This window comes from Desulfopila inferna, from assembly GCF_016919005.1.
Taxonomy (GTDB): Bacteria; Desulfobacterota; Desulfobulbia; order Desulfobulbales; family Desulfocapsaceae; genus Desulfopila_A; species Desulfopila_A inferna.
Genome location: NZ_JAFFQE010000003.1, coordinates 199,359 through 219,676, shown reverse-complemented (window position 1 = coordinate 219,676; position 20,318 = coordinate 199,359). Strand labels below are relative to the sequence as shown.

Sequence of the window (20,318 nt, the reverse complement as noted above, 5' to 3'; positions counted from 1 at the left end):
TTTGCAAGGGCCGGTGGCCGGCTGAGACCGGACTGCCAACCGGGGAGTCATGGAACGCATCCTAGGTATTGATCCCGGTTCCAGAATTACCGGCTACGGCATCATCGAATCGCACAGAGGGCAACTCGGCTTTATTGCCTGCGGGATTGTCAGGACAACCCCGGGCTATCCTTTTTCCGTCCGGCTCAATGAGATTTTCGACGGCATTAACGAGGTGGTTCAGATGCATGGTCCTACGGTTGCCGCTGTCGAGGATGTTTTTCTCTCCTCCAATCCAAGGACGGCACTTAAACTCGGCCAGGCGCGTGGAGCTGCCGTGGTGGCGGCCATGCAGAACGGCCTCTCGGTTAATGATTACAGCCCCAGAAAGATTAAACAGGCCGTTGCCGGCTATGGTCAGGCGGAAAAAGAGCAGATCCAGCATATGGTACGGGTCCTCCTTTGCCTCAAGGGAGCGCCAAGCAGTGACGCTGCCGATGCCTTGGCTGTGGCCATATGTCATGCAAACACCCTACAGTTACATATATGATCGCAACACTATCAGGTAAATTGCTGCTGCGCTACCAGGACCGGGTCATAGTTGATGTCGGTGGAGTCGGATACGAGGTATATTTATCCGCGGAAGGTCTCTCCCGTCTCGGCGAATGCGACACCGATATCTTTCTCTTCATTTACACCCATGTCCGTGAGGATGCCATTATTCTCTATGGATTCCGTGAAGAAGAAGAAAAGGAGATGTTTCTCATCCTCAAGACTGTCTCGGGGATAGGGCCCAAGCTGGCGCTGTCCATCCTTTCCGGCATGAGGGTGAGCGAGTTGTGCCGCGCCATCGGTTCCAAGGATATAAAGCTGCTTACTTCTCTGCAGGGAGTGGGCAAAAGAACCGCGGAGAGACTCTGCGTAGATCTGCAGGAGAAGGTGGGACATCTGGCCTCCGAGACGTTAGCAGAACATGGTGATGATCTTGAGATTAACCGGAATGCCGGTTCGATTATGATGGATGTGATCTCGGCCCTGGTCAACCTCGGTTACCCTGATCCGGTAGCACGGCAGGCTCTGGTTGCGGTGAAGAAACGCGTGGGGCGGGAACCCTTTGCGGATATGTCGCTTGAAGAAATGTTGAAAGAGGGATTACGGACACTGGCATGAATATAGAAGAAGAGCTGGGTGGAGACGATAGACTTGTCAGTCCAGCGCCTAAACAACGGGAATCGATGAACGACAACAGCCTGCGGCCAAAAAGGCTGGATGAGTATATCGGCCAGGAACAGCTCCGTCAAAGTCTCGCTATTTTTATCGAGGCCGCCAAAGGGAGGGATGAACCGCTGGATCATGTTCTTTTTCACGGCTTTCCGGGACTCGGCAAGACCACCTTGTCCTATATAATTGCCAATGAAATGGATGCCGGGATCAAGGTCACCTCCGGTCCGGTCATCGAGAGACAGGGAGATCTTGCCGCCATTCTCACCAGCCTTCATGAAGGTGATGTCCTCTTTATCGATGAGATTCACCGCCTTAATCATGCCGTCGAGGAGATACTCTACCCCGCCATGGAGGATTTTCAGCTTGATCTGATAATAGGCCAGGGACCGGGGGCGCGCTCCGTGAAAATGGATCTTCCCCGCTTTACCCTGGTTGGGGCCACCACCAGAACAGGGCTTCTGACTCCGCCTCTGCGCGATCGTTTTGGAGTGATTTTGCGGTTGGAGTTCTACAGCCCAGAGGAACTGGTCGCCATTGTGCAGCGTTCCGCCTCCATCCTGGCCATGAAGATCGACGAAGGCGGCGCCCTGGAACTGGGCCGGAGATCAAGGGGAACTCCCCGGATTGCCAACAGACTGCTGCGCCGTGTGCGGGATTTCGCCCAGGTGGGGAATCATAAGGTAGTTTCCCGGGAAGTTGCTGACGGGGCGCTGAATATGCTTGGCGTCGATGCCTTCGGGCTGGACGAAATGGACCGCAGAATTATGCTGACGATCATCGATAAATTCGACGGCGGGCCGATCGGCCTTGAAACCCTTGCCACCGTCGTTTGTGAGGAGAAGAATACCCTGGAAGATGTTTATGAACCGTTTCTTATTCAGTCCGGTTTCCTCAACAGAACTCCGCGGGGACGGGTGGCAACGGTGAATGCCTATGAGCACTTCGGCAGAAAATTCGCCAATGTACTCAAGGCGCAGCCGACATTGTTTGACAATGATTAGTGATGGCGTTGCGATAAACCCGGAAAGCCCCATTCACTGTGCCTTGTTATTGAACTTTTTATCCAGCCATCTCAGTGCTTCGTGGCAATTTTTATGAGACTATCATTAGTAGTAACCGTTCGTTCACGATTGCCTGTTCACGATTATCATCCAGCAAAGTATAGTATAATTGCCTGCGGTTTTAGAAAGGCGGCTTTGCCCAGAAATACCCTCCGGAACATTAACAGCAGACAGGTATTCTTATGAAAAAAAGAAAAACAGTAAAAGAAATCAGGGAGATGAAAGCGGCCGGCAGCCGGCTCACCATGCTGACCGCCTACGATGCCTCCATGGCAAGGCTGTTTGACTCCTGCGGCGTCGATATTCTGCTCGTCGGCGACTCTCTGGGGATGGTTATGCTCGGTTACGATTCGACCGTCCCCGTTACCATGGATGAAATGCTGCACCATTGTGCAGCGGTACGGCGCGGTGCCCCACAGGCCTTTGTGGTGGGGGATATGCCCTTTGGTTCATACCAATTGGGGGGCGAAGATGCGGTACGCAACGGTGTCCGTTTTATCAAGGAAGCCGGTGTGGACGGCGTCAAACTCGAAGGTGGAGTGGAGGTGTGTGAAACCGTTGCAGCTCTTGTTCGTGCAGGTATTCCGGTAATGGGGCATATCGGTTTGACTCCGCAGACTGCGGGGCAGATGGGGGGCTACAAGGTTCAGGGCAGAGATGATGGCTCTGCCTCAAGACTTCTGCAGGAGGCCGTGGCTTTGGAGAAAGCAGGTGCTTTTTCAATCGTTCTGGAATGTATCCCCGCTCAACTTGCTCAAGTAATTTCAGAGTCGATCTCCATTGCCGCCATCGGTATTGGCGCCGGCGTCGATTGTGACGGTCAGGTGCTGGTAAATCAGGATATGCTGGGCATGTTCACCGGGTTCACGCCAAGTTTTGTGAAAAAGTACGCCAATCTGGCACCGATTATCGAGGGAGCTGTCAAACAATATATCACGGAAGTAAAAGAGGGAACTTTTCCCGATGCTGCCCATAGCTTTGGTACAGACAGAAGTTATAGTGGTATTAAGAAAAAAAGCAATATCTGACTACCCCTGAAACTTAGCATTTTCTGGCCTTGAGCTGAAGATTAGAGGTAATCAGGAAATAATAAGTAGCTTCTGAGCGAGAAATCTCTGCTTTCCTGGCGGATCGATTTCTTTCTGAAAGCGCCCTGCCGTATTTCTACCCTTTCCTGGGTCACACATCCACGATCGATCAAAATCTTCCACTTTCCTCCACGAAAATGGTACCTCTTTAGAGTACCGCTTCTTTCTGTATCTCCTCTAGACAGAATTTTTCCGTCTATCTGCTTGTGAGGGCATTTCAATTTTTCATTGAAATTTTTGTCGCCCATGCTTTTAACTGAATTTTTTTGTTGGGTAAAATTTCTTCCATTTTCGGGATCAATTACAATATATGGTAGGTTTTTGTTTCGCCAGCCTCGATATGTGGTGTTTTTAGCATGTTTTTGAGTTGGGCTATGCAGTTGAAGTCACGTACTATTTTCTCTTGACAAGCGGCGTGATCCTGCTATAACTGAGAATAAGTGGTGTAAAGTGGGTCAATGTGGTAAGTGGGGGCGGAAAAATTAAAAGCAGATTTCGCAGCAGATCAGAGCATATTCTGGATTCAAAAGGTCGGCTCAGTTTTCCCAGTCGCTTCAGGGAAGTTCTGCGTCACATCGAATCAGACATTCTTATGATCACCAACTGGGGGAAATATCTGCGTGCATATCCGGTTGCGGAATGGGAGCAGCTTGAGACAAAATTACTGACTGATGGCAAGGCACAGCCGGGAATGCAAAATTTTGTACGTCTTATTGTCTCAAGTGTTACGGAATGTATTCCCGACAAGCAGGGACGGATTCTGCTGCCGCCAACCTTGAGAAACGAGGCGAATCTGCGCAAAGAGGTGGTGCTCACCGGTATGCTGGACTGGGTGGAAATCTGGGATAAGGATGCCTATGACGCTACGCATCAGGCCACCAGGGATAATTTTGAAAGTTACGAAGAAAAGCTGTCGAAAATTGGAATCTTCTAATGTCTGACGGCCTGGAGCGCATCCATATCCCGGTACTCGCCGCCGAAGTGCTGCAGTATCTGCAGCCCCATGCGGGCGGTCTGTATGTGGATGGTACTCTAGGGCTGGGCGGCCATACCGAATCGATTCTTCAGGCAGGTGAACCGGACAACCGGGTAGTGGCTTTCGAATGGGATGAGAATGCCATCACTCTCGCTGAGAAAAGGCTGCAGAGGTTCGGCAACAGAATTACCATCGTTCGCCGGAATTTTGCAGAGCTTGCCGAAGGTTTGGACGAATTGGGAGTAGATGAAATAGATGGGCTTTTGATCGATATCGGTCTTTCCTCCCTGCAGCTTGAACAGGGGGGACGAGGGTTCAGCTTTCTGCAGGATGAGCCGCTCGATATGCGAATGGACACACGGCGCCGGATGACGGCGGCAAAGCTGGTGGCCAACTGCAGGGAAGAAGAACTAGCCGATATTATTTATTATTACGGTGAAGAAAAACAGGCTCGAAGAATCGCAGCGGAAATTGTCAGCTCCAGGAAAAAGGAACCCATAGCAACCTCGAAGCAGCTGGCGAGTGTAGTCGCAAGAGCAATACCGCGACGATTTCATCCAAAGAAAATACATGTGGCAACCAAGACGTTTCAGGGGTTGCGGATAGCCGTCAATACCGAGCTGGAAAACCTTTCTTCCATAATCAATGCGGCTGTAGGATTCCTCAAGCCTGGTGCAAGGTTTTGTATCATTACCTTTCACAGCCTTGAAGACAGAATAGTAAAAAGAAAATTTCGGGAGCATGACCATTTCAAGGTAATAACGCCTAAGCCTGTCACTGCTTCCCCGGAAGAGGTAAGGGAAAACCCGAGATCCCGCAGTGCCAAGTTAAGAGTAGCAGTCAGGAAAGACTGAAAATGAAGGGGGAAATATGAATATACATAGTACGGCAAACAATTATTTTCGTTCTGCGGCCCATGTCGGAATTCGTCAGAAAATATCCCGGCGGCGGGTTTTCGATCTGCCTGGCGGATTGTTATTATGGAAGGCTGTCGGAAAAATGCTGCTCTGGGGTTTACCCCTGGTACTGGGTGTAAACCTGTGGTGTGCTTCTGCAATCAATGCCAACAGGGCGCAATATGAGGCGGCTGAGCAGCATTTGGTGCAGCTGGAAAACAGTAGCAGCGAACTGATCGTTCAGAGAGACAGGTTAATCTCTCCTGTGCGGGTCAAGATTGCCGCGGCTGAGAAGCTGTCATTATTTGAGCCTGCTCCAGGGCAAATCCAAAAAATGTGATTGATGAATAAGCGAAAACGATCTCGTCTGCGTAGTCGCAGGGGAAAAGGTCGATTGTTGGTAATGTTGGTCCTGGCAGGCTCCGCCCTGTTGATGGGCCTTCATTTTTTTGTGACACCCGATGATGTTTCCAGTATGAAATATGGGACAATGAAAGGTGGCACGGTAGAAAGTCTCCTCGATAATCGTGGGACCATCTATGACAGGAACTTTAAGGAGCTTGCCGTGACCCTGGATAAGGTGTCTGTTTATGCCGATGTCAGGGACGTAGATGCTGAAAAGGCAGCAGCGGCACTTGCCCCTGTTTTCGACATGGAGCCGGCTGAAATAAAGCAGATGATAGGCAGTGAGCATTATCGCGCCTGGCTTGCCAAAAATATCAGTCAGGAGGAGGAAGATGATGTCGCCGCTCTCAAGCTGCAGGGCATTTATCTGCACCGGGAGAGAGCAAGGTATTACCCGGAAAAAACAACGGCGGCTCATGCCGTTGGATTTGTAGGCAAGAGCATGGGGTTGGCCGGAGTGGAGTTTAGATATAATTCCCTGCTGAACAGGTATAGCACCTCCCTTCCAACTGTTGAAGAAGTCGTTGAGGAAAGAGAGAACGTTGCCAATTCGGGCAGATTTCTGGTTCTGACCCTTGACCTGAAGATACAGAAAATCCTCGAAAAGCTGGTGGCGGAGCTGGGTGGGAAGGAGAAAAATACGCGGCTTTCCGCCGTGTTTATGGAATGTGAATCAGGGAAAATAATCGGAGAGGCGGTTTTCCCTTCCTTTGATCCTAATCGCTTTCATGACTACAGCTGGGTAGAGCTTGAAAATATACTGGCGCAGCCTGTGGTGGTGCCGGAACAGATACGAAAACTTTTTTGGGACGCATCATTGATTCAGTCTCACTATGAGAAACACGGCAACGTGTTGCCCTGGAGCGTTCAATCGGGGGCAAGAAACCTTGGCAGCCAGCTGCAGCTCTGGGATCGTTTAGGTCTTAATGATCCGCTTGACGTGGACTTTATCAAGCATGAAGGCGGCCAGCTGAAAGCGGTGGACACCCCGCAAAGAATGGAGAGCCCCAACAGTTTCGACTCTATTGCCGAAAGAGCAACTCCGTTGCAGATAGCTGCCGCCGTTAATGGCTTGATCCAGGGCGCCAGCTGGCCTGTTCCGCATATGATTGAGCGCATGGCCGGTGGAGACGGGAGAGTCCAACGCCTGTATATTGATAAAAGAGATCAGGCCCTGGCACCCCAGGCCACCGCTGAGTTTATCAACATGCTTAAAGAGCAGATGGATACAGGTCCGCTTTCTTCCGGATTTTTAGAAACCTCGACGCTGTCTTTTTCCGAGTCCGACAAGGGGCGGAAATATGATGATAACCGGATGTTTATTTCTCTGATCCCCAAGGAAAAGCCCGAGCTCATGCTCTTCGTTTTCGCGCAACTCCCTCCCTTTTCTCCAGTACCTGCGAAAACGAAGAGCAGTTTTACTATTGCGGACTCAGCACATCGGTTGACCACATCGATGGTTGCAATGCAAAAAGTAATGTCTAATCTCTCTGACATGATGACAGCGGAGGAGCAAAACGAAATGAATTTTCAGCTACAAAAAGAAGTCGGAAAAAATGCTGCTTTAGCAGACAGAACCATAATCGAACCCAACCGGGCCATGCCTGATCTAAAAGGACTCAGTCTGCGCAAGAGCCTGCGCAACCTTCAGGATTTGAAACTTGAAATCCAGATCAGCGGCACTGGTGTGGTAGTTGAGCAGATGCCTCCTCCGGGCATACAGATCAAGCAGGGAGAGCTGTGCAGATTGGTGCTTAAACCGCACTAATGAAGATTTACCGGTATTTTTTATAGCAGGTCTAAATGGTAGAGAAGGCAGAGAAAAAAATCCTCAGGCAGATACTGGAACAGGTTTCCTGCTTCCATCTTCAGGGACCAGACCCCGCTGAAGTCTATATCGATTCGGTGGTGACGGATTCCAGAATGGCGGCGTATGGAGCACTGTTTGTTGCCTTGGGTGGCGAAAAAAATGATGGCCACGCTTTTGTGGCTTCCGCTATCAGCAGTGGGTGTTGTGCCGTGCTGGTGGAGAAAAAAAAGGTGGATGTAAACCTTTTTACCGCAGCGCCGCAGGTCACGGTTCTTGAGGTTGAGGACAGCAGGAAGGCCCTGGGAGAAATTGCCGCTGCTTTTTACGACTATCCCGAGAAAAGGCTCAACTTTATCGGTATAACCGGAACCAACGGCAAGACCACAATCACTTATCTGCTGGAAAAGGTGCTTGAAGATCAGGGCAGGCAGGTTGGCGTGATCGGCACCATAAACTACAGATATGCAGACCGTAACGGTGAAAAATACGAATATCCCGCCCCCTTCACAACCCCGGATCCGGTAATTCTGCAGAAATTGCTGCAGCAGATGGCAGCCGCCGGTGTCACCACGGTTTTGATGGAAGTGAGTTCACATGCACTGGCACAGCAAAGGCTGGGCAGCATACAATTCGATATTGCAGTATTTTCCAATCTCTCCCACGATCATCTGGATTACCATCTTTCCATGGAGGAGTATTTTCTGGCGAAAACCCTTCTTTTTTACCATTATCTGAAAGAATCGGGGAAAGCCATTATCACCTTTAAGGACAGCGATGATGCTCTCGACAACAAATGGTCCTCCGCTCTTCGTCTGCTTGTGCAGGAACGAGGTATCGATTTCGTCACCTGCGGCAGGGAAAAAGCCGGCATCGTCCAACCTCTTAAGATAGATGTCGAGATCGACAGAACCGTACTCACCTTACTCGCCGGAGGTCGCGAGTTTTCGCTGGTATCGCCTCTGGTGGGGCGCTTTAATGCCGATAATCTCATAACTACACTTGCCATTGCCGAGACCATGAGGCTTGATCTGGCAGAGGCTGTTAATTCGCTGCACAAGGCGACAGGCGCTCCCGGTAGACTGGAACGTATTACCTTGAAAGGAGAAGAAAACTCGAAGGCGGTAACATTTGTCGACTACGCCCACACTCCCGATGCCCTTCTTAATGTGCTGAGTACCTTGAAGGGACTTCCCCATGATCGACTGTTGTGTGTGTTTGGCTGCGGCGGTGATAGAGATAGTGCCAAACGGCCCGAGATGGGCAGGATTGCAGCCCGATTAGCCAATGTCGCCATTGTCACCGATGACAATCCCCGAACGGAGCCGGCCCAACGCATCCTTGAGCAGATACTGACGGGGATTCACTCTGAAAATAAACCGCAGAAGCCTGTGGATTGGCTGCTGACGGCAGGGCAGGAAGACGGTTTCGTGGTCATCCCCGACAGGCGCTTGGCAATTCACAATGCGGTACACAGTGCAGCGCACCATGATGTTGTTGTCATTGCCGGCAAGGGACATGAGAAATATCAGTTGACCAATACGGGAAAACGCTATTTCGACGACGCCCTGGAAGTAAGAGAGGCCTTTCTGTCCTGGGACATGCAGAGTGTTGCCGAGGCCCTTGGTGTTGCTGCCCCCGGTTTTCAGGATAATTTTTATTTCAGCGGGATATGCACGGACAGCAGGAGCATTGAGAAGGATCAGGTTTTTGTGGCATTGCAGGGTGAGAATTTCGACGGACATGATTATCTTGACAGGGCTGTGGCGCAAGGAGCTGCTGCTCTGATCGTCTCGGATGCCACCCGTATCGGCAGCAATATAGAGCTGCCGGTTTTTATCGTGGAAGATACTCTCGCTGCACTTGGCAACCTTGCGGGGTACCGACGCAGGAAAATGGCCCGGCTTTCAGCTCCACTTGTTGTGGGAATCACCGGCAGCACCGGAAAAACCACAGTAAAGGGGATGACCGCCTCGATATTCGAGCGGCGATGGCCGGATAGCACGGACCAGCCATGCGGCAGGATTTTGAAAACTCCCGGGAATTTTAATAACCTCATCGGACTGCCTCTCTCTCTTCTTCCTCTGCAGTTGAAACACACAGCGGCGGTGCTGGAGATGGGCATGAATCAGCCTGGTGAAATTTCCAGGCTGACGACCATTGCCGATCCGGATATCAGTTGTATTATAAACGTTCATGGTGCCCATTTGCTGGGTCTTGGTTCAATCGAAGGAGTCGCCGGAGAAAAGGCGGAGCTTTTTCGGAACACCGGAGCGGACGGATTGCTCATCGTCAATCTTGATGATGAATATGTGCGCGAAGCCGCGGAAAAATGCAGCCGGCGAAAGGTTAGCTGGTCGATGATTGAACCGCAGTCAAGGAATGCGGATATTTCAGCCACTGCCGTATGTACCCGGGAAGACGGCAACGTTTCTTTTCAGCTGCATTTACCCGGTGAAACCCGCATGGTCAACCTGAAGGTGCCGGGCAGGCATAATGTGGCTAACAGCCTTGCTGCCGCTGCAATTGCTTATGGTGCCGGAATAAATATAGAGGTTATAGTGCAGGGACTGGAGGCCTTTTCATCAACCGCCGGAAGATTGCAGGTAGTCAGGGCTGCGGCTGGATATTCTATCCTGAATGATACCTATAACGCGAATCCTGCTTCGATGGCCGCCGGGCTGGCTGCGCTTGCCGGGATGAGCGGCGGCTACAAAATAGCGGTACTCGGCGATATGCTGGAACTTGGCGCATCAAGCGATGCCGCACACGAAAAAATCGGAGGAATTGCCGCTCAATCCGGCCTGTCCGCTCTTCTTGTAGTGGGGTCCTGTGCAGAGCGGCTGGCCGCTGGAGCTGCTTCTGCGGGAATGGACAATGAAAAAATAGTGGTTTTTAGCGATAAGGCGGATATTCCGGGCTGGATCAGGAATCTGGAAAAAAAGGGAGTGCTGTCCCGGGATTCCTGGGTGCTGGTGAAGGCCTCCAGAGGGATGCGGCTGGAAACGGTGGTGGAACAGCTGACCGCCTGACCGGCTTCTGTTCAGCAGCACCCCATCTGCGCGCGATCAGCCCGAGAAACATAGGTACACCATAGTTTCCCAGGCTGCTTGCAAGCATCTGGAGCACCTGGAGTCTAGGCTTACCTCTAAACAGTTACAGACAGGTGGTTGGCCAAATAAACGGATCAACCTGAATAGTTACAAATAATTACCGAATCACAAAAATTAACGACTCATCCCCCGCGAACAGGGCAGGTCATTTTTAAAAGTTGCACTCTTGCGAAAAAACAAGAAAGCAATTCAAGGTGCTAATGCGAATGTTGTATCATTTTCTTTATCCTCTGCATACGTCGTTTATCGGCTTCAATGTTTTTAGATATATTACTTTTCGCTCCATCGGGGGCGCGTTGACGGCCTTCTTGATATTACTTATCGTTGGGCCTATTTTTATTCGGGCTATGCAGAAGTTTCAGATAGGCCAGGTTGTGCGCCGGGACGGCCCTGAAAGTCATCTGGTCAAACAGGGGGTTCCCACTATGGGGGGACTTCTGATAATAGTGGCCATCGTCGTTTCGACCCTGCTCTGGGCCAGACTTGATAATCCTCTGGTCTGGCTGTCGCTCTTCACCATCGTCTTTTTCGGTTCTATCGGAGCCTACGATGACTACCGCAAAATAGCGGGCAGGAACAGCGTCGGACTCAGCGCCAGGGGTAAGCTGTTGCTGCAGATGGCCGGCGCCTCGGTGGTTGGCATTTTTATTTACTTTAACGCTGGGTTTGACAGCCATCTGAGTATCCCCTTTTTCAAGGATATCTACCCGGATCTTGGTATGTTTTATATCGTATTCGCGATTCTGGTTATTATGGGCGCATCTAATGCAGTCAATCTCACCGACGGTCTTGACGGCTTGGCGGCAGGGCCAACGGTAATAAGTGCTGCCGTCTATCTGCTCTTTTCCTATCTCGCGGGTCATGTGGTACTGGCTGAATACCTGCAGATTCCCTACGTAGCGGGAAGCGGGGAAATTGCAATTTTTTGTGGTGCGATTGTCGGCGGCTGCCTGGGCTTTCTCTGGTTCAATGCCTATCCGGCCCAGATTTTTATGGGTGATGTTGGTTCTCTGGCCCTGGGCGGCTCTCTGGGGGCCGTGGCCATCATTATCAAACAGGAAATTTTGCTGGCGATTGTCGGCGGTATCTTCGTCATGGAGGCTATGTCGGTAATCATGCAGGTCGGATATTTTAAACTGACCAGCGGGAAGAGAATATTTTTGATGGCACCCTTCCACCACCATTTCGAGAAGAAGGGCTGGCACGAGCCGAAGGTGGTAGTGCGGTTTTGGATAGTCTCGATAATCTTAGGTCTTTTTGCCCTGGCAACACTGAAATTACGATGATGCATAATGAAATGATACAGGAAGGAACACCGGTTGTCGTCCTGGGGTTTGGCATCACCGGAAGAGTGGCGCTGCGCTATCTCTCTATGCTCGGGGCCAGGGTGTATGTCTCCGATGCCCGCCCGGAAAAAAAGCTGTCGCCGCAGGAGCGCGCCCTACTGCAGGAGTGCGGCGCAGAATATGAAGGCGGTGCCCATTCTCTGGAATTTTTGAGACAAGGCGAGTTCATTTTCATCAGCCCCGGTATTCCTGTTAATCTGAAGGTTGTGGTGGAGGCGAAAAAGGCCGGAGTGAATATAGTGGGGGAGCTTGCCCTAGCGGCACCCGCTCTGCAATGTCCGGTCGTCGCCGTCACTGGAACAAACGGCAAGACCACGGTGACCACCTTGATTGGTGATTTGCTGAGGGCCGCCGGTAAAGAGGTCTTTGTCTGCGGTAATATCGGCAGACCTCTGCTCGAGTGCCTGATGCTTGAACAACAGCCCGATGTTGCCGTTGTCGAGGTCTCCAGCTTCCAGCTGGAGAACTGTGGCAAATTCAGGCCGGATGTGGCTGTGCTCCTGAACATCACTCCCGATCATATCGACTGGCACGGCAGCTTTGCCGACTATATCGCTGCCAAGGCCAAAATCTTCAGCCAGCAGCGTTCGACTGATACAGCCATCCTCTATACCGACGATGTGATCTGCCTGGAGCTTGCTGAACAGCTGCAGGAAAGAGCCCCCGTTCTTTTCGGACACTCCAGGGACTGCCATGGTTATATCTGTGAATCTGAAGTTTATGTGCGTCGCCAGAACGAACTGGAGAAATATGATCTTGCCGGAACGGTTTTTGATAATCCGGTCGGCCGGGTCAATTGTGCAGCAGCGATTCTGGCGGCAAAATCTGCGGGAAGCGACTGGCACTCAATCATGGATGGCCTGCACTCCTTTAAAGCGCTGCCGCACCGTATGGAATATGTCGCTGTTATTGACGGAGTCAGCTATTGGAATGACTCCAAGGCGACGAATACCGGTGCGGTTATCAGCGCTCTGAAACAGGCAGGGCAAAGAATCATTCTTATTGCCGGCGGCCGTGACAAGGGAGAAGATTACCGATTGCTCCGTGATTCCCTGCGGGCCAAGGTGGTCAAGCTGATCCTCATAGGTGAGGCTGCCGAAAGCATCGGTAGGCAGCTTGAGGATATCGTCGAAGTTGATTACCTGCCTTCCCTGGAAGAGGCTGTGGCCAAAGCAAGTCGCGTGGCGCGTCCCGGAGATACCGTGCTGTTGTCGCCCGCCTGTGCCAGCTTCGATATGTTCGAGAGCTACGAGCATCGGGGCCGGATCTTCAGGGAGAGCGTGGCAGGACTGCAACTCAAGAGGGATGCGGCAACACTACAGACAGGACGCGAAGAATGACAACTGCCGACAAACCGATAAAGCTTATGCTGACCGGCGGCGGCACGGGGGGACACCTCTTTCCGGCTATTGCCGCAGCGCAGGAGTTGTGCGGTAGGATTCCCGGATCGAAAGTTATGTTCATAGGTACGCGGCGGAAACTGGATAAAACCAGCCTGCTCGAGTATGGCTATGAGGTGAAAAGTATACTCTGCTTCGGTCTTAAGGGGAAAAACCTTCTTCATCTTATCAAGGCCGTTGTCGCTCTGCCGCTTGGTTTCATCCAGGCGGTAATACACATTCTGGCGTTCCGGCCGGATATTGTGGTCGGTGTCGGCGGCTATGTTACCGGCCCGGTGGTAGCAGCAGCCAGGATCTGTGGCAAAAAGACGCTCATTCATGAACAGAATTCCGTCCCTGGTTTGGCCAACCGCAAACTGGGCGGTCTGGTTGACAGAATCTGCATTTCGCTGCCGCAGAGTGCCGGATATTTTCCCTCTGAAAAAACAGTGATCACCGGTAATCCTGTGCGGAAAAAGCTCCTGGAGCTGGCGGCGGCACCTGAGCGCAAGTGTGATCCGGCAAAGAAAACGTTGCTGGTGCTGGGCGGCAGTCTGGGAGCACATCGACTCAATGAACTGGTAAGTGAAGCTCTCTGCCACCATGGAGTCTCTCAGCCGTTCCAGGTAATTCATCAGACTGGAGCAGCGGATTGCCAAATTATCCGGCAAAAATATACGGAAAATTTAATCGATGCCAGGGTGGAGCCCTTCTTTGCTGATATGTCCGAGATTTATGCAGCAGCCGATCTTCTGGTTTCCCGGGCCGGGGCTACCACTCTGGCGGAGCTGGCCGTTTTGGGAAAGCCGGCGATCCTCGTTCCATATCCACATGCTGCCGATAATCATCAGCAGAGGAATGCGGAATACTATGTCGAGGGCGGTGGTTGCAGATCTTTTGCGGAAAAGGACCTTAGCGGCCGGATGCTGGCGCAGCAGATCAATGAGCTTCTCCTCGACGACGATCAACGAAAAATAATGGCGGCGCACATGAAAGAACTGGCAGTTCCGCAGGCAGCTTCAAATATTGTGGATGTCTGCCTTGCTTTAATCTCCGACTAGGAAATCAGAACCCGTTATGTATCAAAAGAAGAAACATATTCATTTTGTAGGAATCGGCGGTATCGGCATGAGCGGTATTGCTGAACTGCTGATTAATCTCGGCTATCTGGTAACGGGTTCCGATCTCAAGTCATCGGTTATGACGGAGCATCTCAGGGAGCTGGGGGCGAAAATCTATATAGGACATAACGGTGAGTGGGTCGAGGGTGCCGAAGTGGTGGTGACTTCATCCGCCATCGACAGGGATAACGCTGAAGTTGTCGTCGCGCAGGAGCAGAATATCCCGGTTATTCAGCGTGCTGAGATGCTGGCAGAACTGATGCGCTTAAAGAAATACGGCATTGCCATTGCCGGCAGTCATGGCAAGACCTCGACAACATCGATGGTCAGTTGGCTGCTGCATAAGGCAGGGCTTGATCCCACCATCGTAATCGGTGGCAAGGTAGACAAACTCGGCGGTAACGCCAAGCTGGGAGAGGGAGAATTTCTGGTCGCCGAGGCGGATGAAAGTGACGGCTCTTTTTTGAAGCTGGCGCCGGTGATCGAGGTTATCACCAATATAGATCTGGAGCATCTTGATTATTATCGTGATATCGAACACATAAAGCAGTCGTTTCTGGAGTTTATAGACAAGGTGCCTTTTTATGGAGCGGTCATCCTTTGTCTCGACGACAAAAACATTGCCGATATCCTTCCTGCAATCGCCAAGAGAACCATGAGTTACGGCTTCACCAGCCAGGCCGATATTTATGCTGAGAAGATATCCTTCTCAGAAGGACGAATACATTTCACCGTCATGAAAGAAGGGCAGGCCTTGGGTGATATTGATATTGCGCCGCCTGGAAAGCATAATGTCTACAACGCACTTGCTGCGGTCTGTGTCGGTCTTGAACTGGAGATCGCCTTTGCCGATATCAAGGAAGCATTGCAGAGCTATCCGGGGGTGCAGAGACGGATGCAGCTCAAGGGGGTGGTAAACGGCATTACCGTGGTTGATGATTACGGTCATCATCCAACCGAGATCATGGCTACTCTTGAGGCTATTAAGGAGGCCTGGCCCGAAAAGAGGCTGGTGGTTGTCTTTCAGCCTCACCGGTATTCGAGAACCCAGGCTTTGTATAAAGATTTTCAAACCTGCTTTCATCGTGCCGATTATCTGATTATGACCGATATCTATGCGGCCAGTGAAAAACCCGTTCCCGGAATTTCATCGGAGAAGCTACTTCATGAAATCAAACTGCACGGACAGCGCCATACTCTATATATAGAGAGAATGGCCGATGTCCCCGAGCGCCTCCTCGAGCTTTTGGAGGAGGATGATCTGGTGCTAACCCTAGGTGCCGGAAATATCGTCAGCGCCGGGGAAAAACTGCTCAAGCATCTGCGGAATGAAGCGGTACAGCATGAATGAGTTGCAGAAAAATGAACTGCGTGCCCTGCTGAAGCATCCGGTGCAGTGGAACTGCCCTCTGCGCAGCTATACCTCTTTCGGTATCGGCGGCCCGGCTGACGCACTTGTGCAGGTGGAGAGTGTAGGGGAATTGGAGAAACTATTCCTGTTTCTCGTGGAAAATCAGTTGAACTGGCGGGTTATCGGCAGGGGTACCAATCTGCTGGTTCGCGATGAAGGCTTTGCCGGTATAGCAATAGTTCTTACCGGCGGTTTTAAAGAATATGAGTGTGAGGTCGGCGAAGATGCGGTGTATCTCAAGGCTGGAGCCGGTTGCTCTCTGACACGGCTCTCCGGGGAATGTGCTGCTCAAGGTTTTTCAGGACTCGAGTTTACCGTCGGCATCCCGGGAACCCTGGGCGGAGCCATCTTCATGAATGCCGGCGCCTGGGGAGGATCGATTTCCGATGTGCTGCTCAGCCTCGATGTCGTCAACAGAGAGGGAAGAAAAACCTATGAGAGAGAACAGTTGTCATTCAGCTATCGAAAGGCGGACACTCTTGTAGAACATTGTGTAGTCGTGGGGGCGGTGCTCAGGCTTTGTCAAAAGAAAAGAGAAGAGGTTGAGGCCGTATGCCGTGGTTACCGAGAGAGGCGGAATCAGCTTCAGCCTGGTGGTTACGGTAGCGCAGGTTCGATTTTCAAAAATCCGGAGGGGCACAGCGCCGGGCGGCTGATTGAGGCAAGCGGTTTAAAGGGTGTGATGGTCGGTGATGCGCAAGTGTCTGAAAAGCATGCTAATTTTATTATAAACCGGGGCATGGCCAGTGCCGGTGATGTTCTTGATCTGATTGCGCATATACAGGGAAAAGTGGAGAAAGACAGCGGCATAAAGCTCGATCCGGAGGTTCATATATTATGAAATCGGTGAGAAAACTGCGTGGCTTCTTAGGTTCCAGATCTTTGAAAATCAGGAAAAAAAATGATTATGCCAAGCCCTGGAAGTCGGCTTTAAACAGCTATGGCGACTCAAAGATAAACAAGGATCTCCTCAGGTCTGCCTTTTTTGGCAAGCTGAAAAAATATTTACGTTTGCCTTGGAAAGAGCGGAGCTTCGTATGCAGATCCGAAAAACGCAAAATATATGGACTCAGAGCGGCAAAAATAGTAGGATTTACCGCACTTTTTGTTTTGACCCTGGCGGCACTCAGAAATCCTGCGCTGCAGTATGCCGGCGGCCTCGATCTTTTTCGCATCAAGGAAATAGGGGTATCCGGCTGCATATTGACGGATCGTAGGGAAATCCTTGAAATAACGGGACTGGACTATAAGACGAGCATGTTCGGTGTTTCTACGAGCCAGGTGGTGGATTATATAAATAGTCATCCATGGATTCAGAGTGCTGAAGTAAACAAGGTGTGGCCGGACACGATTTATATTGAGGTAAAGGAACACCGCGCCGCTGCGTTGCTGGTCAGTGGCATTCCAGGTCAGGAAAAATTGATGTATCTAAACAGGTTGGGTGAAACAATCGCTCCGGTGAAGAAGGGCGACGATTTGGATTATCCGGTCATTACGGGCCTGAATACCGGTTCCTCGGAAGAACATGAGCTGGCCCTTGCGGAGGCGGTATCCTTTCTCAAGCTGATTAGCTACAACAATCCAAATCTCCCAGCCCAGTCGGTGTCTGAGATTCATTTCGATCAGGACGAAGGTTTGATTATTCGGCTGGTCGATTTTCCTTTCCCGATTTATTTTGGCAGAGGGGAGATTAATAAGAAATACAGGCAGCTGCGCAATGTGTTGTCGGTGTTATACAACAAGCGAAAAAAGGGTGTCGATATCAGTGAGGTTGAATATATCCGCATGGAATATCTTGAGGATAAGGTTCTTGTTGCACAGTCAAACTCAGGTTGAAGAGAATGGAAGAAAAACAGGAAATATTGCCGGCCGTGGAAGCGGAAGAGCATAGAACACACAGGGAGCGCGGTGAGCTGGTTGTCGGCTTGGATATCGGTACCACCAAAGTCTGCTGTGTTGTCGGAGAGGCTTTCGAGGATGGTGTTGAAATTATCGGTGTAGGAATAGCGCCTTCCCTGGGTATGAAAAAGGGCGTGGTTGTCAATATCGAAAGCACCGTAAAATCGATTCGCGAAGCAGTTTCAGTCGCTGAAGACATGGCCGGTTGTGATCTGCATTCCGTTCACGTGGGAATTGCCGGGAACCATATCAAAGGCTTCAATAGTCCGGGCATTCTGGCGATCAACGGCCGGGAAATTAAAAAGAGCGATATCGATGATGTTATTACCGCGGCAAGAACAGTCAAGATTTCTGCTAATCAACAGGTAATTCACGTGCTTCCCCAGGAATACATGGTCGATGACCATACCGGGATCCAGAATCCCCTGGGTATGACCGGTGTCCGCCTGGTGACAAATGTTCATATAGTTACCGCCGATATGGGAGCGGTTCATAATCTGGTCACCTGCTGTAATAAAGCCGGCCTGGATGTCGCTGATCTTGTCCTGGAATCCATTGCTTCCGCGGATGCGGTATTGAGTCCCGATGAGATGGAACTAGGGGTTGCCCTGCTGGATATAGGCGGAGGGACCACCGATCTCGCCATTTTCTGTGAAGGAACAATCCGGCATACCTGTGAGATCGGCCTTGGGGGTCACAATCTAACCAATGATCTCTCCATGGGACTGCGCACGCCGCTGCAGGAGGCTGAACGGTTGAAGGAAGATTACGGCAGCGCTATTTCTTCGTTTATTAAACCGAATCTGGTCGTCGATGTGCCCACCGTCGGTGATCGCGAGCCCCGTAAGATCACGCAGAAGGTTCTGGTGGATATCATTCAGGCCAGAATCGCTGAAATTCTTGAGGTGGTGAACAGGGAACTCATTGCCTCCGGACAGAAGAACAGAATCAATGGCGGAATCGTCATCACCGGCGGAACCGCGTTGCTGGCAAATATCGTGGAGCTGGCCGAGCAGATATTTGATCTGCAGGTGAGGATTGGCTATCCGGTCGGTATCACCGGAGCTGTGGAAAAGATCAATACTCCCAGGTGCACCACAGGAGTCGGACTTGTATTGCAGGGAAGAAAAAAACATTTAGTACAGGGACAGAGCAATTCATCCATGGTTGGTCGAGTCCGGGGCTGGATGAAGAAAATCATGTGAGATAAAGGTATTTTTTTGTTTATGTGTCTTACGGCAGATGATATATTACTGTAATTCTTTGATAGTCCTACCTTGACATTATCAAAGTGAAATTGCTAAACGAATTCAGCAGGGGGACCCTATGCCGTTTAGAATGGCTGAATCAGAAAGCGTCGCAAAAGTAAAAGTTATCGGAGTAGGTGGCGGCGGCGGAAATGCAATCAACACCATGGTGGCCAACAAGCTCCAGGGTGTGGAATTTATTGCTGCCAATACTGATAAGCAGGCATTAAATCAGTCCAAGGCAGACATCTGCCTCCAGCTTGGCCCCAGTATTACTAAAGGGTTGGGAGCAGGAGCCGATCCCGAGATGGGTATGCAGGCTGCCCATGAATCCATAGAGGAGCTGAAAAACAGTCTCAAGGGAAGCGATATGGTCTTCGTTACCGCAGGTCTTGGTGGTGGTACCGGGACCGGCGCCGCGCCGGTGGTCGCCAAGATCAGCAAGGATCTTGGTGCATTAACCGTGGCGGTGGTAACCAAACCGTTTGCCTTTGAGGGCAAAAACCGGATGCGCAATGCCGAAGAAGGCTGGAATGAGCTGCAGAAATATGCGGATACCATTATCACCGTGCCCAACGATCGTCTGCTTTCGATGATGCAGAAAAACTCCAAGCTTGCCGATATGCTTGCTCAGGCGGACAATGTCCTGCTGCAGGCAGTCAAGGGGATTACCGACTTGATTAATGTCCCGGGATTGATCAATGCCGATTTTGCCGATCTCAGGACCGTGATGCGGGAGGTTGGACCTGCCGTAATGGGATCCGGGTTTGCCGTTGGGGAAAATCGTGCCACGGAGGCGGCCAGGCGTGCTATCGACAATCAACTGCTGGAAGATGTCGGCATCGACGGCGCCCGGGGTCTGCTCATCAATATTTCGGCGACGGAGGAGAGTTTCGCCATGTCCGAGTTCATGGAAGCCTCCGCCCTCATCCAGGAAAAGGTGGACGATGAAGCCAAGGTCGTCATCGGCGCACTTTATGATGAAACCCTGGGGGATGAGCTCCATGTCACTGTGATTGCCACCGGAGTCGGCAGCTCGATCAGTAGCGGCAAAACCATTGCCCAGGTTGAGGATCTTCCCAGACCCCAGAAACAGCAGAAAGAGTCCGTGAAGGTACAGCTCGCCCAAAAAAATCCACGTCCTTCCGGTACCATCCTGCCAAATTCAAATTTTGACGGCTTCGATAATCTGGGCACCTCCCGAGAGGGTGTGCGGGAGCATGACAGCTGGAACGATGAATTTTTGGAAACACCAACATATTTGCGAAAGAAGGCGAATTAGGATCCTGAAAAGAGCTCCGGCTCAATCGGGTCGGAGAAAATTTGCCTTGAAGGCAGCAGTAACAGAGGAATTAGAAGTCTGAAA

The 20,318-nt window shown here is 51.2% G+C and carries 17 protein-coding genes; all 17 read left to right on the top strand.

Annotation, left to right across the window (positions count from 1 at the left end):
- The first annotated feature begins 49 nt into the window (after positions 1-49).
- The 17 genes from ruvC to ftsZ all read left to right on the top strand — a co-directional run bounded on the left by ruvC (position 50) and on the right by ftsZ (position 20,234).
- The gene (gene ruvC / locus JWG88_RS09230) at positions 50-529 is read left to right on the top strand and encodes a crossover junction endodeoxyribonuclease RuvC (protein WP_205233442.1); all 480 of its coding nucleotides are present in this window, start codon (positions 50-52) and stop codon (positions 527-529) included.
- Positions 526-1,149, top strand: coding sequence for a Holliday junction branch migration protein RuvA (ruvA, locus tag JWG88_RS09225; protein WP_205233441.1), 624 nt, complete (start codon positions 526-528; stop codon positions 1,147-1,149). The genes ruvC and ruvA overlap by 4 nt, the downstream gene beginning before the upstream one ends.
- A complete protein-coding gene (gene ruvB, locus JWG88_RS09220; RefSeq protein WP_205233440.1) occupies positions 1,146-2,204 on the top strand; it encodes a Holliday junction branch migration DNA helicase RuvB in 1,059 nt (352 codons plus the stop codon). Before ruvA ends, ruvB begins: the two co-directional genes overlap by 4 nt.
- A 242-nt stretch (positions 2,205-2,446) precedes the next feature.
- Complete coding sequence (gene panB / locus JWG88_RS09215; RefSeq protein ID WP_205233439.1) at positions 2,447-3,292, top strand: 3-methyl-2-oxobutanoate hydroxymethyltransferase; 846 nt, start codon at positions 2,447-2,449, stop codon at positions 3,290-3,292.
- Between the two features lie 520 nt (positions 3,293-3,812).
- Positions 3,813-4,286 carry a division/cell wall cluster transcriptional repressor MraZ gene (gene mraZ, locus JWG88_RS09210; RefSeq protein ID WP_205233438.1) on the top strand — a complete coding sequence of 158 codons (474 nt, stop codon included), beginning with the start codon at positions 3,813-3,815 and terminating at the stop codon, positions 4,284-4,286.
- Entirely contained in the window at positions 4,286-5,182 is an 897-nt protein-coding gene (gene rsmH, locus JWG88_RS09205) for a 16S rRNA (cytosine(1402)-N(4))-methyltransferase RsmH (RefSeq protein WP_205233437.1), read from the top strand. The genes mraZ and rsmH overlap by 1 nt, the downstream gene beginning before the upstream one ends.
- A gap of 16 nt (positions 5,183-5,198) precedes the next feature.
- Positions 5,199-5,564, top strand: a complete 366-nt coding sequence (locus JWG88_RS09200; RefSeq protein WP_205233436.1) for a hypothetical protein — start codon at positions 5,199-5,201, stop codon at positions 5,562-5,564.
- A 63-nt stretch (positions 5,565-5,627) separates the two neighbouring features.
- Positions 5,628-7,397, top strand: a complete 1,770-nt coding sequence (locus tag JWG88_RS09195; RefSeq protein WP_240194390.1) for a PASTA domain-containing protein — start codon at positions 5,628-5,630, stop codon at positions 7,395-7,397.
- A 35-nt stretch (positions 7,398-7,432) separates the two neighbouring features.
- Positions 7,433-10,468 carry a UDP-N-acetylmuramoyl-L-alanyl-D-glutamate--2,6-diaminopimelate ligase gene (locus JWG88_RS09190; protein WP_205233434.1) on the top strand — a complete coding sequence of 1,012 codons (3,036 nt, stop codon included), beginning with the start codon at positions 7,433-7,435 and terminating at the stop codon, positions 10,466-10,468.
- 287 nt (positions 10,469-10,755) lie between these two features.
- Positions 10,756-11,835 carry a phospho-N-acetylmuramoyl-pentapeptide-transferase gene (gene mraY, locus JWG88_RS09185; protein WP_205233433.1) on the top strand — a complete coding sequence of 360 codons (1,080 nt, stop codon included), beginning with the start codon at positions 10,756-10,758 and terminating at the stop codon, positions 11,833-11,835.
- A complete protein-coding gene (gene murD, locus JWG88_RS09180; RefSeq protein ID WP_205233432.1) occupies positions 11,832-13,235 on the top strand; it encodes a UDP-N-acetylmuramoyl-L-alanine--D-glutamate ligase in 1,404 nt (467 codons plus the stop codon). The genes mraY and murD overlap by 4 nt, the downstream gene beginning before the upstream one ends.
- Complete coding sequence (gene murG / locus JWG88_RS09175; protein WP_205233431.1) at positions 13,232-14,335, top strand: undecaprenyldiphospho-muramoylpentapeptide beta-N-acetylglucosaminyltransferase; 1,104 nt, start codon at positions 13,232-13,234, stop codon at positions 14,333-14,335. The genes murD and murG overlap by 4 nt, the downstream gene beginning before the upstream one ends.
- A 16-nt stretch (positions 14,336-14,351) precedes the next feature.
- Entirely contained in the window at positions 14,352-15,746 is a 1,395-nt protein-coding gene (gene murC / locus JWG88_RS09170) for a UDP-N-acetylmuramate--L-alanine ligase (RefSeq protein WP_205233430.1), read from the top strand.
- Complete coding sequence (murB, locus tag JWG88_RS09165; RefSeq protein ID WP_205233429.1) at positions 15,724-16,647, top strand: UDP-N-acetylmuramate dehydrogenase; 924 nt, start codon at positions 15,724-15,726, stop codon at positions 16,645-16,647. Before murC ends, murB begins: the two co-directional genes overlap by 23 nt.
- Positions 16,644-17,642 (top strand): cell division protein FtsQ/DivIB, encoded by a 999-nt coding sequence (locus JWG88_RS09160; RefSeq protein WP_205233428.1) that lies wholly within the window; start codon positions 16,644-16,646, stop codon positions 17,640-17,642. Before murB ends, JWG88_RS09160 begins: the two co-directional genes overlap by 4 nt.
- A gap of 5 nt (positions 17,643-17,647) precedes the next feature.
- On the top strand, positions 17,648-18,910 hold the full coding sequence (gene ftsA, locus JWG88_RS09155; RefSeq protein WP_205233427.1) for a cell division protein FtsA: 1,263 nt from the start codon (positions 17,648-17,650) through the stop codon (positions 18,908-18,910).
- A 121-nt stretch (positions 18,911-19,031) separates the two neighbouring features.
- Complete coding sequence (gene ftsZ / locus JWG88_RS09150; RefSeq protein WP_205233426.1) at positions 19,032-20,234, top strand: cell division protein FtsZ; 1,203 nt, start codon at positions 19,032-19,034, stop codon at positions 20,232-20,234.
- Positions 20,235-20,318: the final 84 nt, after the last annotated feature.

Bases quoted from the DNA above. Each gene is read 5' to 3' on its own strand.
- ruvC (WP_205233442.1), top strand. From the start codon at position 50: ATGGAACGCATCCTAGGTATTGATCCCGGTTCCAGAATTACCGGCTAC.
- ruvA (WP_205233441.1), top strand. From the start codon at position 526: ATGATCGCAACACTATCAGGTAAATTGCTGCTGCGCTACCAGGACCGG.
- ruvB (WP_205233440.1), top strand. From the start codon at position 1,146: ATGAATATAGAAGAAGAGCTGGGTGGAGACGATAGACTTGTCAGTCCA.
- panB (WP_205233439.1), top strand. From the start codon at position 2,447: ATGAAAAAAAGAAAAACAGTAAAAGAAATCAGGGAGATGAAAGCGGCC.
- rsmH (WP_205233437.1), top strand. From the start codon at position 4,286: ATGTCTGACGGCCTGGAGCGCATCCATATCCCGGTACTCGCCGCCGAA.
- JWG88_RS09200 (WP_205233436.1), top strand. From the start codon at position 5,199: ATGAATATACATAGTACGGCAAACAATTATTTTCGTTCTGCGGCCCAT.
- JWG88_RS09195 (WP_240194390.1), top strand. From the start codon at position 5,628: ATGTTGGTCCTGGCAGGCTCCGCCCTGTTGATGGGCCTTCATTTTTTT.
- JWG88_RS09190 (WP_205233434.1), top strand. From the start codon at position 7,433: ATGGTAGAGAAGGCAGAGAAAAAAATCCTCAGGCAGATACTGGAACAG.
- mraY (WP_205233433.1), top strand. From the start codon at position 10,756: ATGTTGTATCATTTTCTTTATCCTCTGCATACGTCGTTTATCGGCTTC.
- murD (WP_205233432.1), top strand. From the start codon at position 11,832: ATGATGCATAATGAAATGATACAGGAAGGAACACCGGTTGTCGTCCTG.
- murG (WP_205233431.1), top strand. From the start codon at position 13,232: ATGACAACTGCCGACAAACCGATAAAGCTTATGCTGACCGGCGGCGGC.
- murC (WP_205233430.1), top strand. From the start codon at position 14,352: ATGTATCAAAAGAAGAAACATATTCATTTTGTAGGAATCGGCGGTATC.
- murB (WP_205233429.1), top strand. From the start codon at position 15,724: ATGAAGCGGTACAGCATGAATGAGTTGCAGAAAAATGAACTGCGTGCC.
- JWG88_RS09160 (WP_205233428.1), top strand. From the start codon at position 16,644: ATGAAATCGGTGAGAAAACTGCGTGGCTTCTTAGGTTCCAGATCTTTG.
- ftsA (WP_205233427.1), top strand. From the start codon at position 17,648: ATGGAAGAAAAACAGGAAATATTGCCGGCCGTGGAAGCGGAAGAGCAT.
- ftsZ (WP_205233426.1), top strand. From the start codon at position 19,032: ATGCCGTTTAGAATGGCTGAATCAGAAAGCGTCGCAAAAGTAAAAGTT.